The organism is Sorangium sp. So ce117, assembly GCF_051524395.1.
In the GTDB taxonomy this organism is placed as follows: Bacteria; Myxococcota_A; Polyangia; order Polyangiales; family Polyangiaceae; genus Sorangium; species Sorangium cellulosum_B.
The window spans coordinates 10067729-10082085 of sequence record NZ_CP150309.1 but is presented as its reverse complement, the minus strand read 5'-3'; the positions used below and the strand labels follow the sequence as shown (position 1 = coordinate 10082085).

General features: G+C 71.0%; 9 protein-coding genes. 2 read left to right on the top strand and 7 right to left on the bottom strand.

Features of this window, described 5'->3' with window-relative positions; genetic code table 11:
- Positions 1–4: 4 nt before the first annotated feature.
- From WMF46_RS37785 to WMF46_RS37765, 5 genes are all read right to left on the bottom strand, one after another.
- On the bottom strand, positions 5–4060 hold the full coding sequence (locus tag WMF46_RS37785) for a serine/threonine-protein kinase (RefSeq protein WP_437981663.1): 4056 nt from the start codon (positions 4058–4060) through the stop codon (positions 5–7).
- Between the two features lie 360 nt (positions 4061–4420).
- A complete protein-coding gene (locus tag WMF46_RS37780) occupies positions 4421–5431 on the bottom strand; it encodes a hypothetical protein (RefSeq protein WP_437981662.1) in 1011 nt (336 codons plus the stop codon).
- Between the two features lie 19 nt (positions 5432–5450).
- Complete coding sequence (locus WMF46_RS37775) at positions 5451–6860, bottom strand: DUF4150 domain-containing protein (RefSeq protein WP_437981661.1); 1410 nt, start codon at positions 6858–6860, stop codon at positions 5451–5453.
- Complete coding sequence (locus WMF46_RS37770; RefSeq protein WP_437981660.1) at positions 6857–7930, bottom strand: DUF2169 family type VI secretion system accessory protein; 1074 nt, start codon at positions 7928–7930, stop codon at positions 6857–6859. The genes WMF46_RS37775 and WMF46_RS37770 overlap by 4 nt, the downstream gene beginning before the upstream one ends.
- 224 nt (positions 7931–8154) lie before the next feature.
- Positions 8155–10065 (bottom strand): type VI secretion system Vgr family protein, encoded by a 1911-nt coding sequence (locus WMF46_RS37765; RefSeq protein ID WP_437981659.1) that lies wholly within the window; start codon positions 10063–10065, stop codon positions 8155–8157.
- 256 nt (positions 10066–10321) lie between these two features.
- Here WMF46_RS37765 and WMF46_RS37760 point away from each other — a divergent pair, with 256 nt between their 5' ends.
- Together WMF46_RS37760 and WMF46_RS37755 are read left to right on the top strand one after the other, a co-directional pair.
- Positions 10322–12322: a DUF2169 family type VI secretion system accessory protein gene (locus WMF46_RS37760; protein WP_437981658.1), complete on the top strand. Its 2001-nt coding sequence runs from the start codon at positions 10322–10324 to the stop codon at positions 12320–12322.
- A 24-nt stretch (positions 12323–12346) separates the two neighbouring features.
- A complete protein-coding gene (locus WMF46_RS37755; RefSeq protein WP_437981657.1) occupies positions 12347–12532 on the top strand; it encodes a hypothetical protein in 186 nt (61 codons plus the stop codon).
- Positions 12533–12570: 38 nt separating this feature from the next.
- Here the strand turns inward: WMF46_RS37755 and WMF46_RS37750 are convergent, their stop codons facing one another.
- Both WMF46_RS37750 and WMF46_RS37745 read right to left on the bottom strand, forming a co-directional pair.
- Positions 12571–13743: a hypothetical protein gene (locus WMF46_RS37750; protein ID WP_437981656.1), complete on the bottom strand. Its 1173-nt coding sequence runs from the start codon at positions 13741–13743 to the stop codon at positions 12571–12573.
- Between the two features lie 62 nt (positions 13744–13805).
- Positions 13806–14126, bottom strand: coding sequence for a hypothetical protein (locus WMF46_RS37745; RefSeq protein WP_437981655.1), 321 nt, complete (start codon positions 14124–14126; stop codon positions 13806–13808).
- Positions 14127–14357: the final 231 nt, after the last annotated feature.

Below are 14357 nucleotides of genomic sequence, written 5' to 3'. Positions count from 1 at the left end.
GGCCTCAGCCGAGCCACGCCTCCGCGAGCGCCAGCAGCCGAGCATTCCCGGGGACGTTCTCGAGGAAGCACCGCCGGATCTCCACGTCCGGGATCCGGTCCGCGCGCGCGAGCAGGTCCGCGCGTGCCGCCGCCAGGGCCGCGCGCGCCGCGTCGGTCGACCCCGCCGCGTGGAGCGCCTCGGCGTGCACCAGCGTGAGCCCGATCCCCTCCGGGAGCCTGAGCCCGAGCGCTTGCAGGCGCGCCACGACGTCCTCAGCGAGCGCCGCGGCCTCCGCGGCGCGGCCTTGGGCGAGCCTCACCTGCGCGAGCACCGTTCTCGCCCAGTCATGGGCCATCGAGGGCATTGGGAGCCCTTCGAGCCCCGCGAGCGCCTCGCGCTCGGCCGCAGCGAGGTCGCCGCGCCGGTAGAGCAGGCCCGCGTGCAGCAGGCGCGTCTGTTTCTGCAGGAACCGACCCTGCTGTGCCGCGCCGGCGCTGGCGAGGTCGGCGATATCCGTGATCGCCTCGTCGAGCAGGCCGCGCGCGTAGAGCAGGGCCGCGCGCCACCACCGGGCCGTGCGTCCGCTCAGGTCGGCCCGGGAGCTCCCCTCGGGCAGGAGGGCGCGCAGCATCTCCTCGGCGCGGTCGTGGACCCCGAGCTCGACATAGGCCCGGGCGATGCTCACGCGCGCGGCCTCCGCCGGCAGCCGCATCCCTGCCGCGTCGAACGCGGCCTCGGCCTGGCGGAGGAGCTGGAGCGCCGCCCAGGCGTCGCCGTGAAGGAGGCGCGCCTCATCCGCCTGTCTCATGCGCCGCTGGCCGGACACAAGCAGATCTCGGCAGCCGAGCGATTCGTCGAGGCGATCGAGCCGCGCGCCGTAGGCCTCGGCCAGCTCACGTTGCTCCATGAGCATCAGCCACGACCAGGCGAACCACAGCGCTTGCGCGAAGGCTGCGGCCGCCTCGGGGTCAGGGTCGATCGCGAGGAGATCTCCAGCGACCAGCTCGATGCGCTCCGCCGAGCGCTCCTCCAACGCCTGCCATAGCAACTCGGCCGTCACCAGGCACCAGTTCCGGCTCCCCGGTCGGGTGAGGCGCTGCACCTGCTTTGCCAGAGCGCCAGCCCGATCCTTCTCCCCTAACCAGCGGAGCGCCTCGCACTGCACGAGCCTCAGCGCCCCGTGGAGCTCGCCCTCGGCGCCGCACTGCACGCCGCGCTCCGCGCGCTCGATCGCCCCCGCTGTGTCGCCCCCGCGCAGGAGCAGCTCCGCCGCCTCCAGGTAGCGAGCCGCCGCCTGGGCGCGCTCGCCGCCGCGCTCCAGGTGCTCGGCGAGCACCCCGGGATCGCTCTCGCCCGCCGCCGTGAGCCACGCCGCGGCCAGCTTGTGCCCGAGCGCGCGATCGGCGTCGGTCAGGGTCGCGTACGCGCCCTCGCGCAGCAGCGCGTGGCGGAACGCGAGCTCCTCCTCGCCCGGAAAGCGGCTCTCGGCGCGGCGCTCGACCACCTCCCGCGCGACGAGCGACGCGAGCGCTCCGCTCACCGGCGAGGCGGGCTCGCCGCAGGGCAGGTGCGGCGCCTCGCCAACCCAGGTCGCCGCGCCGGTCGCGGGCAGGGGCAGGGTCACGTCATCGCCCCCGGGCGGGGGACCGCCCTGGGCCTGAGGAGCGAGATCGCCGCCGAGCAGGCATCGCGCCCCGCCGGCCCAGAACACCTCGCCGAAGACGCTGGCCGCGCGCAGCACCCGCCGCTCCGCCGGATCGAGCGCGCCGATCCGCGCGTGCACCATGGCCAGCACGGTCTCGGGCAGCGCCTCGCCGCGCCCCTCGCTGACCGCGCGGATGAGCTCCTCCAGATAGAACGGGTTGCCGGCCGCGCGCTCGACCAGCTCGGCGATCCTGGTCGCGCCCACGGCGTCGCCGAGCGCGTGCAGGGCGAGCCGCTCGGCCGCGCGGCGCGGCAGCGGGGCGAGCCGGATCTCCTGGACGCTGCGCTCGGCCCACAGCCCGGGGAAGCGCTCATGCACCTCGGGGCGCCCGAGCGCCAGCACGAAGAGCGGCCGATCCTCGAGCCGGCGCAGCGCCTCACCCACGAGCCGCACCGAGGGCAGGTCGCCCCAGTGCAGGTCGTCGAGCGCCAGCAGGATCGGCCGGGCCTCGACCTCGGCGGCCACGAAGTCCTCGAAGGCGCGGCCGATATGCTCCGCCATCGCCGCCGGGTGCTGGCGCGCCGCGCGGAGGGCGGGGCTCTCCTCGTCGGGGAATGGCGCGCCCGCGATCTCGCCGAGCATCTCGGCGACGCGGCGCTGCTCGGCCTCGGGCACGCGCCGCGCGACGCGTGCGCGGATCCGCGCCTGCCGCTCGCCGAGCGGCGCGCCGGCCAGCGCGCCGGTCGCGCAGCGGATGGCCTCGCCCAGCACCCCGAAGGGCGCGCCCTCGCCCACCACGTCGGCGCGGCCCGTCCAGATCTCCACGTCGGGTCGGAGCGCGCGCATGCGCTGGAGCGCCTCGTCGCAGAGGCGCGACTTGCCGATGCCCGGCGGCCCGGTCACCAGCGCCGCCCGGGCGAGCCCCTCGCCGGCGCACTCCTCGAAGAGGTCCACGAGCGCGCGGATCTCGCGGTCGCGGCCGACGCACGGGCTCTTTCGCCCGAGCAGCGTGCGCGCGCCCCCGCCCGCCTCCCGCTCGCCGTGGAGCTCGAAGCCGGCCGGGCCGCGCCGCACCTCGAAGCGGGGGTCGAGCAGCGCCCGGGTCACCTCGTCGAGCATCGCGACGCCTGCCGCGGGCGGCGCGCTGGCCACCATGGTGGCGGCGCGATCGATGAGATCCCCGACCGGCGTCTGCCCGGTGAGCTCCGCGCGCCCGGTGACGACCGCGATCCGCGCCGCGCCCCCGCTGTCATCGAGCAGCGGCCCCAGCACCATCGCGCACCGGGCCGCGCGCGCGGCCTGATCGGTCGCGCTCCCCTTGCTCTGGAGGCTCACCAGCACCCCGCCGCCGGCGAGCTGGTCCACCCGGCCGCCGAGGCGGGAGATCGCGGCCTCGAGGCGCCGCTGCCGCGCCGCCGGCACCTCGGAGGGCAGCGTCTCGCCGGCCGCGCCGGCGGCGCCCGCCGGCACTTTGGAGGGCAGCGTCTCGTCGCCGTCCGCGCCGGCGGCGCCAGCTGGCGCCGCCATGACCAGCGAGAGCACGCGCTGCTCCCCCGCGGTGAGCGCCGCGCCGGGCACCGGCGCCGGCTCGCCGCCCTGCGCCCCGAGCGCGCGCAGGGCCGCGGCGACCTCGGCGGCGCTCGCTGGCCGGGCCGCCGAATCCTTGGCGAGCATGCGCGCGACCAGCGCATCGAGCGCCGGCGGCACGTCGGGCCGGAGCTCGCGCACCCGCGGCGCGGGCTCGAGCAGCAGCCGCGCCAGCACCGCGAGGACGTTCGCCCCCGCGAAGGCCGGCTGGCCGGTGAGGCACTCGAAGAGCACGGCCCCCAGCGCGAAGACGTCGGCGCGCGCGTCGGCGCGCTCGCCGCGGGCCTGCTCCGGGGCCAGGTAGCCCGGGGTGCCCATCACCACGCCGGTCCGGGTGTGCAGGCTCGTCGCGCCGCTGAGGCGCGCGATGCCGAAGTCGATGAGCTTGATGCGGCGCGGGTCGCCGCCGACAAGGAAGATGTTCGAGGGCTTGATGTCGCGGTGGATCACGCCGCGCGCGTGCGCCGCGGCGAGCGCCTCGGCCGCGGCGAGGGCGAGGGCCACGCTGTCGTCCACGCCGAGGTCCGCGCGCGCGAGCCGCGCGGCGAGGTCCTCGCCATCGAGCCACTCCATGGCCAGCCAGCGCTGCCCCGCGTCGGTCACCCCCTGGGCGACGAAGCGCACGATGCCAGCGTGGCTCAGGCCGGCGAGGATGCCGCACTCCGCGGCAAAGCGCTCTTCCTGGCGGTCGCCCTCGCCCGCCAGGAGCTTGAGCGCGACCGGCTCGCCGCGGGCGCGATCGAGGGCGCGGTAGACGAAGCCCATGCCGCCCCGGCCAGCCTGGCGCTCGATCACGAAGCGCTGGGCGAGGAGGTCGCCCGGCCGTGCGCTGGCTGGGGGCAGCATGGCGAGAGGATGGGGCAGGGGTGCAGCGAGGTCGAGGGCGCGGCGCCGCAGCGGAGAACCCCGCCGCGGCGCCGCTTTGAGCTGGCGGCCTTGGCGCGGAGGTGCCGTGAGCTCTGATGGGGGCGACTACTACTTTCCGCCATGGCGCCGCCACCCCCTGAGGTTGAGCTCTCCTCGGGTTCTCCAGTCGTTTCGCGCCGGCATGGGGTGTGCTCGAGGTCGAGCGTCATGCCGACGCTCGAGCACAACGCCCTCGTCGAGATGTTCCGCGAGGACCTTTCCGGCGCCGAGACGTCAGCGCTCGCGGGGCATCCCGCGCTAACCACGCGCACATCATCCGATGACGATGACCGTCAAGTGTCAACGGATGGGAGCGTTGTCGACGTGGTCGATCCGCTCCCAGCGGCTGCCCTCGAGGCGCACGATGTCCTTCGAGCCGACGACCCAGAGCGCGCCGCCGACGCTGTCGACCGTGTGCGCGTCCTCGATCTCGGGCACGAGCCCGGTCGAGACGCGCCGGAGGCTGCCGCGCTCGTAGGTGAAGAGGCCGCGCGGATTGGCGCCGCTTGCCAGGTAGATCCGGCCGTCGTGCCTGGTGATCGACGTGAACATCTGGCGCCGGCCCGAGACCGCGACCGCGCGGAAGCCTTCGCGCCGGTTGCCGCGGAGGAGCGTGCCTTCGCGCCCGCAGATCCAGATGCGCTTCTCGTCCTCGACGAAGATGCTCACCAGCGCCGCGGCCGTGACGGGCGGGAGAGCGGTGAACGTGGCGCCGTCCCAGACGAGGATCGTGCCGCGCGTCCCGGTGACGTAGATCTCGTCCTCGCGTGGACCGTCGACGCAGTAAAAGACCTTGTGCTCCGCGGCCGCCGAGCTCGGCGCGCGCAGGAGCGCCCGGGCCCGCTCCTCGGGATCTTGCAAGAGCGAGCGATCGAGGTGCTCCCAGCGGCCGGCGCCGAAGTCTCCGCCGACACGGCGATAGACCTGCCCCCCGTCGCCGCAGGCGTAGAGGTGGTCGCCGACAGGGCGGAGGCGCGCGAGGCGCCCCCAGCGCTCGGCGTCGGGCGAGGTGATGCCGGCGCCGGGGATCTTCTCGCGCGGGAACGGTGGCCGCGCGAGCACGACGTCTCCCTCGGCGGAGAGCACGCAGAACGAGGTCGGCGCGCCGGGCGCGGGGGTGAAGCGGGCGATCGAGGTGACCGCGACCTGGAGGTCGTCGTAGAACCACTTCACCGGCCCCGCATCGCCGGCATCGTAACGGCAGAGCCGGGTGAACGGCGTGAAGGGCTCCTGGCCGTCTGGCACGCCGGCGACACAGAGGAAGTCCGCGGCAGCGGCCTTGGCGCGGGTAAAGGTGAGCGGCGTCGTCATGGTGATGTCTCCCTCGACCTCAGTAGCGACCGCCCGGGCGCATGCCGGTGCTGAGCGCCTCGTACTGCGGGCTCCCGGCCACGGTCGGCATGAGGGTGGTGCGGCCGAGCTGCGCGCGGTCAACCCCGGCGAAGCCCGCCTGCACCGCGGCGCGGATCTGCGCCTCGCACTCCCGGCGGAGGTTGACGACCTGATTCTCCGAGACGTCGATGATGCTGCCGATGGCGGTCGTCCCCGGCGGCGTGCCGTTCACGCCCAGCTGGGCGATGCTTGCGTCCACGCCGTGCGCCTCCCAGTGCTCCGATCCGTCGTCGCCGGCGTTGCCCTGGAGGCAGATGGCGGGCCCGTCGCCGAATGACGGGAAGTTGGGGATGCGCTTCATCCCCGCCTCGCCCTCGGCCCTCGTGCCATAACGAAGGGTGTAGTCGGGCACGATGTGGTGCGCCTGGTAGCCGGGTTCGCACGTGCCGCGGATAGTCCTGTATGGGCCGACGTTGCAAGGCCGGTCTCGCTCGCGCGTCACGCGCACGTTGCCCGCTGCGGCGGCGAGCCGCGCATTTTCCTCCTGTCGCGCGCGCTGCGCCCGCAGGCGCTCGGCGTTCTGCCGGATCTTCTCGGCCGAGGGCCACGGCTGCCTCACGAGCTGCTCGAGCTGCTCGGGCGTCATCTGGCGGAAGTCGACGAGGGTGCCCGCCTTGAGCGAGAGCTGATTGTTGGTGCTATCTACCTGGTTCCAGTACCAGCCGCTCGATCCATACGCGGCACTCCGCTGGTCGGCGCTCATCTGGCCATAAAGGTGCTGATCGATGCTCCGGGCGAACATGCCTTCATTGCCGATGTAATACTGACCGGCCATCTCCCCGAGGCCTGCTCCCAGCGCACCGAGGCCGAGCAGCGCGTTGAGCCTGGCGGCCGCCCCCATGGGCCCCGCGGCGGGCGCGCTCCCCGGCGTCGTGGCCGTGCCCGTGCCCGTGTAGGCCCCCGTCGTGTCGAGAAAGGCGACCTGGACCGGGCGGTCGCTGGTGCTCATCACCCGCGTGTCCCGCACGAAGATGAGCTTCCCCTCGGTGTTGCGGTCGTTCATCCACCAGGCGTCGTCGTGGCGGATCGCGTTTCTGCCCTCGATGCGCACGGTGGGCGAGTAGGTCTTGGGCTCGCAGACGCTGCCCACCGTGCCCGATTTGACCCCGAGCCCGCTGCCCGGCTCATCACCCTGGCACGTCGTCACCTTCGATCCCATGTTGTGCGACCGATCGCCGGTCTGCAGCACGGTGGTCGCGGTGTCCACGGCCGCCTGGTTCTGCCTTGCGTAGATCGAATAAGGGATGGGGACGAGCGCCGGGCCGACCGGCGTCTTGCAGACATCCGGGCAGGTCGAGACGATGATGCCTTCGCCTATGTCGCGGCTGCCCTCGCGCGGGATGCTCATGCGTCGCTCCCCGGGCTCACGAGCCCTCGCTCGTCACACCACGGCAGCGCCGCGGCCTCTTCGAGGCTCGCGGCAGCGAGATCGATACGATCGAAGCCCTGCGACATGGCCACCCAGGCGCGCCAGGTGAGCTGGACAGACCAAGGCGGCTCGCCGCGGACATCGATGTGCATGCCATCGAGGTGGAGGCGCACCGGGACGCGGCGCCCCCGCTCCCACTTGAACCAGGCCCAGAGCGAGTGGCCGGGCAGCGTGAACGCGAGCGCGCCGCCCCCCGGCGTGAGGCCCTGGAACTCGACGCGCTCGTCGCCGCGGAGATGGCCGGGCAAGACCAGGCCGGGGTGCGCGGTCTGGTAGAAGCGATAGTCGAAATCGGCGGGGAGCTGAGGGTGGCGAGTCGCCAGCCAGGCGTCGTCGTAGGTGCCGGCGAAGCGGCTGCGAAACTGCCACCAGGGCGGCACGGGCCCGAAGCCCTGCGGTTCTGGCCGCGCCGCCGGGTCGCCCACAGGCTCGGCCTCGCTGTCGATGGTGGGCGCGGGGTAGGCGCGATCGGCCGGCGTGTGGCGGCGATCGAGGACGCCCCGGCCGATGGGGTTGCGCGCGTCGACGTTGCCCTCGGGATCGCCGATGACGACGCCGCCGGCGGCCGATCGGTAGTCGATGGACGCGCGGGCCGCCGGCTCTCCCGTGGAAAGCCGAAACCCGCCGGCGTCCGGCTCGAACGCGCGCGGCGCATACGCCCTCAGGAAGCGCGTGTATTCCCCGACGCGCGCGCCCACCTGCCAGACGTGCGCGGCCACGCCCCCGGGGGCGTGGCCATCAGCGAGGAGGGTGACGTCGGCCGCGGGCTTGAAAGGGATGAGCAGGCCGACCCGGAGCATCGGTGTCGCATGCGGATCACCCTCGTACTCGTCGGCGAGGATCAAGGATTGATCGGGGGCGATCGACAGCCGGCCTTCGGGCGAGAGTAGAAGCGTGCCCCTTACCGCGACGACGGCCATGGCTGCGCCGTCACGGTGCTTCTGCTCGAACCCTAGCGCGGCGAAGGGGGTCGCGTTGGCGGCCAACATGGCTAGCGGCGGTGGACGGCGACGCGGGTGCCGTCGATGAGGTGCGTCGCAGCAAAGGCGGTTCGATTCACGGCCAGCATGGCACTGCTCAGGTAGGATCGATGACGAACTCGATCTTGGTCCCTGCATGGACACCAAGAAGGACGACACCGGACGGGACGCCGCGGGATGTGGCTCGGCATGAAGCTCCGGGCTCGAACCGCTCTCTGCGACCGCATTCAGGGCTAGTTGAGATCGATCGGATCGCCGAAGACCTGGACATGCTCGCTCCCATCGACCAGGATCCTAACGCCCTTGAGCGTGATGTTGCCGTCCTTGTCCATCACGAACTTCGATTTGCCGCACGTGATTTCGATCTTCTCCCCGACGTCGATGGTCTGATTCCGGCCAATCTGCACTACCTCGTCGACACCCACGGCGCGGGCGCGGATCATCCCCACCGCTTCGCGCAGGCTATTCAGCACGCTCTTCGTGGCGTTGTTGCCGACCGTGACGTCCTCGTTGTGGCCGATCCCCGTCGTCCGGTCGCGGCCGATCGTCGTCTCCTGATCGTTCTTGACCAGCTTGTGGAGGTCCTTCTCGGCTTGCATCCTGACGAGCTCGCTACCGGCCTTGTCCTCGAACATGATCTCGTTGTAGCCGTACGTGGACGGGCTCGAGTTGCTCTTCCAGCCGCTCTGCGTCTTGTTCATGGGCAGCGAGTAGGGCGACTTCTGGAGGTTGGTGTACACGCGGCCGACGATGATGGGCCGGTCGGGATCGCCGCCGAGGAAGTCCACGATGACCTCCTGTCCGATGCGCGGCAGGTTGGTCCCGCCGAAGCCGGCGCCGCCCCAGGGCTGGCTGACGTGGATCCAGCACGACGAGTCGTTGTTCATCTTGCTCTCGCGGTCCCAGTGGAAGTGGGCGCGCACGCGGCCGAACTCGTCGACGTGGATCTCCTCGCCGGGCGGACCGACCACCGTGGCGCTCTCGACGCCCTGCGCGCGGGGCTTGCGCGTGCGCAGCGGCGGTCGGTAGGGCGCGTCGGCGCTCACGGCGACGCAGGAGTGCTCCCACTCGGCCGGTACCTCGCCGGAGAGCTGGGACTCGAGGACGAGCAGCTTCTTGTCGGGACCGAGCTCGCTCTTCGGGTGCTCGAGGAACGAGAGGACGGCGCCCGGTGCGGGATCGATGACGTTGGTCTTGAACACGATCTCCCGTGCCGAGGCGCGCTTCGCCTCCAGCCGACGCTGAGCGAGCGCCTCGCCCTCGGACTCGTCCGCGCGGTACTTGCCCTGATCGTCGGCTGTCGGCGAACTCTCACCCTTTTGACTTTCGAACAGGAACGCGCCAGGCACATAATGGAAGCGCTCCAGCTGATCTTCCACGGGGCCGGCGCCGGAGGCGGTGGCCAGGAGCTTGTAGTTCGCGGGCCTCCGGTGGTCGTGGTCGCGCACCGTGTACTTGCCGGGTCGCAGGCGGCGGCCGACGACGACCTTGGTGACGTGCTCGCGGTCGGCGTCGGTCGGGTGATCGCGGTAAGTGATGGGCACGCGGGCGACGTTCGCCTGGGGGCGGTCGTCGAGGACGAGCCGGCTCTCTCCGTCGTTGTCGAAGTAGAAGCTCACCCCGGCGTCCTCCAGCATGCGGCTGATGAAGGTGTAGTCGCTCTCGCCGTACTGGACGCGGTACTTGCGCTTCTTGTACTCGCCGGCAAGCCGCCGCGTGGGGGAGATGCCCCACTCGCCGAGGAGCTGCAGCACGATGTCGACCTCCGACTTGTGCTGGAACATGCGGTAGTTGCGGCGCTGGGTGGCGAGCCAGAGCGGCGGGACCAGGGTCAGCTCGTAGGTGGAGAGGTAGCGCTCCTCGACGGCCACCTGCTGGAGGTGACTGCACAGTCCGGACCAGACGCGGGTCTGATTCGCGTGCGCGGTGAAGGTCATGGGCTGGCCGATGACGGCTTCGAAGTCGATATCCGGGTTGTCCGATACGGCGACGATCTGGACCTCGAAGAGCGAGGACATCCGCTCGTTGACCTGGAAGCGACGCACATCGAGCATGTCGCCCGACGCGATCTGCGCCTCGACTCGGTAGACCCCCGAGCTCAGTCCGGTTCCCTTGTTTCGCATGCTCGGGTGCGTGTCGGCCATGGGCATTCCTAGCCCGGTCTACCCTGCGCTTGTAGAGCGGACAGCCGATGCTATCCGGCAGCCATCCCTGTCCGCAAGAGGGGCCCGCGCGCATTGTACGCTCAGGGCTCCGCCGGTGCGGCCGTTCAGACGGTCGAACGCCCACACATTGACGCCTCGTGTTGATGGTTGCAGTATCGCCGGCGGAGTGAAGGTCGTCTCCCTTTCGCAGCTCCCCGTTGGCCTGGTCGTGTGGCAACCCCATCCAGGCGCCTGGATGCAGACGTTCGTCTGTAAAAGCACGTTCAAGCTGTACCCCGGTGTGTGTGCCCTCGCGGCCGAGCAGGAGCCGCTCCACCTATCCGACCGCCACTGGCGCGACGACGCGTGCTGGAGTCTCTATGCGGCCTCCGACTTCGTCCCCCACCGCGCCCGGGCGGACGTCGTCCTCGTTGGCCACGCCTTCTCGCCCAACGGCACGGCAGTCCGATCCCTCACTGCCCGCGTGATCGTGAATGACATCGACAAGGCCATCGAGGTCTACGGAGCTCGCAGCTTCACGCAGCACGGCGTCCTCGATCAGAGCTCGCGCTTCACCAGGATGCCGCTGCTCTGGGAGTACGCGGGCGGCGGCCCCGACACCTCCAACCCCGTCGGCATGCCCCCCCATGCTCGCGACATCCACGGGCGACGCAACCTCCCCAACCTCCAGCGTCCAGGCGTTGTCGTCATCGGGCCGGACGACGTCATCGAGCCCGTGGGATTTGGACCCGTTGCCTCCGGATGGCCCACCCGCCGGCAGAAGCTGGGGCGCTACGCGGCCACGTTCCCCGGCAACGACTGGCACCGTCAGCCCCTGCCCCCGGACCTCGACGTCAGCTACTTCAACGCCGCGCCGGTCGACCAGCAGACCACCGCGCTCCGCAATGACGAGCGGCTCATCCTCGAGCATCTCCACCCCGAGCACCCGCACCTCGTCACGAGCCTCCCGGGGCTCCACCCCCGCGCCTACGTCGACCGCCCCGGCGAGCCCTTGCAGGGCGTCGCCATGTGGCCCGATCTGCTCTGGATCAACACCGACCGCTGCATCTGCACGGTGACCTGGCGCGGCCAGGTCCCGCTCCGAGAGCCGCAAGAGGCCGGGCTGATCCTGGTCGCGCTGGAGGAGCCTTATCAGACCCTCGTAAGTAACGACAGCGAGGGCGTGGCCAGCAGTTCTGGAGTGGGGCTCGCGAGCGGCCGGGCCGGCGGCGGCGCGATGAGCGAGATCGGGCTCCAAGCGCCCTACGACCAGGCGCACGATGGCGATAGCGCCGTGCACAACGAGGATGACCCTGAGGCCTGCACCCTGCCGTTGGACGTGAATCAGGATCTCGCCGTCTCCCGGCCGGCCCTACCGTTCCCCTCAGTGCCCGCGGGCCAACCTGCTCCCCCGTCGAGCCCGGCGCAGCCGCCCGCCGATGCGCCCACTGCCACCAGCGCGGCTTCACTTATCGCCGCGAAACCCGCGTTGCCATTCGTGCAGGGCGAGCGAGCTGAGCCTGCGCTACGTCACCAAGCAGAGTCTTCGCCGCGAGGGGCGGAGCCAGCAGAGGCTCCTGACGAGGTGCTGCGTCCGCCGCTTGTCGCGATCCCTCCAGCGCTGTCGCCTGCGCTGCACGCGCCGCCTGCGCCTGAGCGCGATGCGAGGTCTCCGCCCCTGACGGCAAAGGAACCCGCCCCTCCTGCCATGCTCGGCCCACTGGCGATGCCAGACATGGGGGCGATGGAGCCCTCGGCAGAGGAGGCGCCCGAGCCTGACACCCAGGCGGAAAAGCCTGGTCCGCTCCCCGCGCCGGAGGAGCCCGCACCGCCTCTCGCGGCCTACCCCATCGAGCGTTGCGCAGTCATTGCGGCCAAGCTCGCGCAGCGGCCGGCGGACTGCGACACCATCCTCAAAGCGGAGAAGCTCACGCCGAAGAATTGGCAGTCGCTGCACGAACAGCGGCTTGACGAGATCCAGGACGAGATCGCGCGCCGGAAGAAGAAGCTCCTGTCAGCGTACGACGCGGCTTACGTGGCGGCACTCGAGAAGGAGCGCGGGCCGATCACAGCGGGCGAGTACGCACAGCTTGTGATCTCGGCCGAGCAGGGGCAGGGCCAGGCGGCACTGGCCGAGCTGGGCCTGCCGGATGAGTCGATGATGCGGATCCGGCGGGTGTGGCTGGAGAGGATCGTGAAAGACAAGAAGGCGGCGGCAGCGGTGCGGGCTGCAATGCGGAAGGCGGACGAAGCTTGAAGGCAGAAGGACGCCGAGCTGGCCGTGCTCTCGGCGGTGGCGCACGGCAATGGGCCGAACGGGATCACCGTCCTCAAGGCCGCGCTCGTTGCGCGTGGCCGGCTCGACCAGGAGCACGCGATGCTCTATTTTCAGGTCATCTGGAGCGGGTTGCGTGAGCCCATGCGGCGGGCTCTGGAGGCGTTGGTCATAAGGGCAGCTCATGACTGACGAATGCTGCCAAGCTCCCTGGGTAGCTCGACGTCGCCTCAGCGCCAGCGCGCCAGCTCTTTGACGTCGATGCGATAGACCGGGCTGATCCGGCCCTGCTGCTCGGGATTCGGGCAACGCAGACCGGGGATGTCGTCGGACGAATCCAGCTGGGGGAACCTGTTTGCCAGCTGTCCCCTGTTCGGGCCGTCCGGTTTGCGGTTGTATTCCTTCCGCAGGAACGTCACGAACTCGGCTTCGGTCCACGCCGGGTCTTCCGAATCGAACGTGGTGAAGCGCGGCTCGCCGCTGACGTTGCCGAGGTAGACGGCATTGGCACCCTGCCAGGTGGCGAAGGAGCTGTCGAAGTGGCGCTTGACGTAGTCCGGATGATTGTAGAAATACACCCAATCGCCGGGGCGCAGCTGGTCGACGGAGTCCACGGCCAGCGCCACCCGCAGCTTGCTCACGCTGCCCTCGTTTCCCGGGGCGACCTGCACGATATCCTCGGTGACCTCGTCGAGCGCCGCCGTGCCGACCGTCTTCATGAAGGCGCGCAAGAAGCAGATGTGCAGCGCGCTCATGCACTCGATGGCGATGGGATGGGCGTCCCAGGTGAACAGATCCTCGAGGGCGGCGGACGGGCTGAAGTCCTCGGTGTTGGCGAAGTTCATGGTGATCGAGTGGGCGGGGTGGTCGTCGTCGACAGGCGCGTCCGCCATCCACGACCGCTCCGGGAAGCGATAGACACCGCGATCCCATTCGTTGGCGTAGATGAAGCGTCGATCCTGGCCCAGACGTCGCGCGGTGTTGAGCTCGCGGAGGTTGGCGATCATCCATTGGCCGAACAGAGCCTCTCGGTGCTCGACCACGCAGGTGCGGACGATGTCGAGCAGGTCGCGTGCCCGGCCTTGCATGGGCTTCGAGCGGGCGTGGTTTCTGGCCAAGCCCATGAGCAACTTGCGGCGATACAGCCAGGCCCGGTCTGCGTACTGGGGCGCGATTTCACCTTGCTCGACCTTGATCAGGCGCCGGAGCAGGGTGCGCCGCTCGTTCTGGCTCCTTCGCGCCTTGTTGAGCACACGGCGGATGTGCTGGCGCTCGGCGGGCCAGTCGGTGTTGCCGGGCGGGGCCGTCGTGTGGTCGAGACGGACGAGCTCCTGGTCGATCCGGTCGATGCGCCGCTGGCAGCGCGCGGCTGCCCGCACCAATACCGCCACGCTCAACGGCACGCGCGCACCCGAACCGCAGCGACACTTGCCCACGCAGCCGCGATCGGGCGTCGTCGCATCGCTTACCCGATCACCAGCTCGTCTGCGATGGCCTGCGCCTTGGCCTCGCTGGTCACATTCGGGGCGCGGAGCGTGGCGACGAGCGCCGCGTACTCCGGCTGTTCCTCGAACGTGTCGCCGAGCTCGAAGCACAGATCCACATAGCTGGTCACGTGGGCCTCGAGGTGAAGCCCGTGGCCCGCCGCCCGCTGGAGCTGCGCCTTCAGGCGCTCAATCAGCGTCTCGTCGTTCGTGCTCCAGACCTGTTCCGGATACATCACCCGCACGCGTTCGAGCAGGCGCGGCATGAGCTCGGCGTCCGAGCGCCGGGCCAGGAGCTTCATTTGCTCGCGCCGGATGGTCAGCACGCCGCAATTACGACGGCTTCGTCAACCCGTGTCAAGCACGATAAGACGAGCAAGGCCGATCCTGCGCGCCCGACCTCGCCGAGCGCGCCTCCCCCTCGCGCCAACGACGGAAGGACCCCGCCGCCGAGCCCTCCACGCCCAGCAAGGACCGGAGCGAGGCTCCGCGCCAGGGCGAGCTCCGCGGTGAGCGTTCCCGTGCAACCGTTG

Coding starts and splice junctions, on each gene's coding strand:
- WMF46_RS37760 (WP_437981658.1), top strand. CDS start 10,322: ATGCAGACGTTCGTCTGTAAAAGCACGTTCAAGCTGTACCCCGGTGTG.
- WMF46_RS37765 (WP_437981659.1), bottom strand. CDS start 10,065: ATGGCCGACACGCACCCGAGCATGCGAAACAAGGGAACCGGACTGAGC.
- WMF46_RS37780 (WP_437981662.1), bottom strand. CDS start 5,431: ATGACGACGCCGCTCACCTTTACCCGCGCCAAGGCCGCTGCCGCGGAC.
- WMF46_RS37770 (WP_437981660.1), bottom strand. CDS start 7,930: ATGTTGGCCGCCAACGCGACCCCCTTCGCCGCGCTAGGGTTCGAGCAG.
- WMF46_RS37785 (WP_437981663.1), bottom strand. CDS start 4,060: ATGCTGCCCCCAGCCAGCGCACGGCCGGGCGACCTCCTCGCCCAGCGC.
- WMF46_RS37745 (WP_437981655.1), bottom strand. CDS start 14,126: ATGAAGCTCCTGGCCCGGCGCTCGGACGCCGAGCTCATGCCGCGCCTG.
- WMF46_RS37775 (WP_437981661.1), bottom strand. CDS start 6,860: ATGAGCATCCCGCGCGAGGGCAGCCGCGACATAGGCGAAGGCATCATC.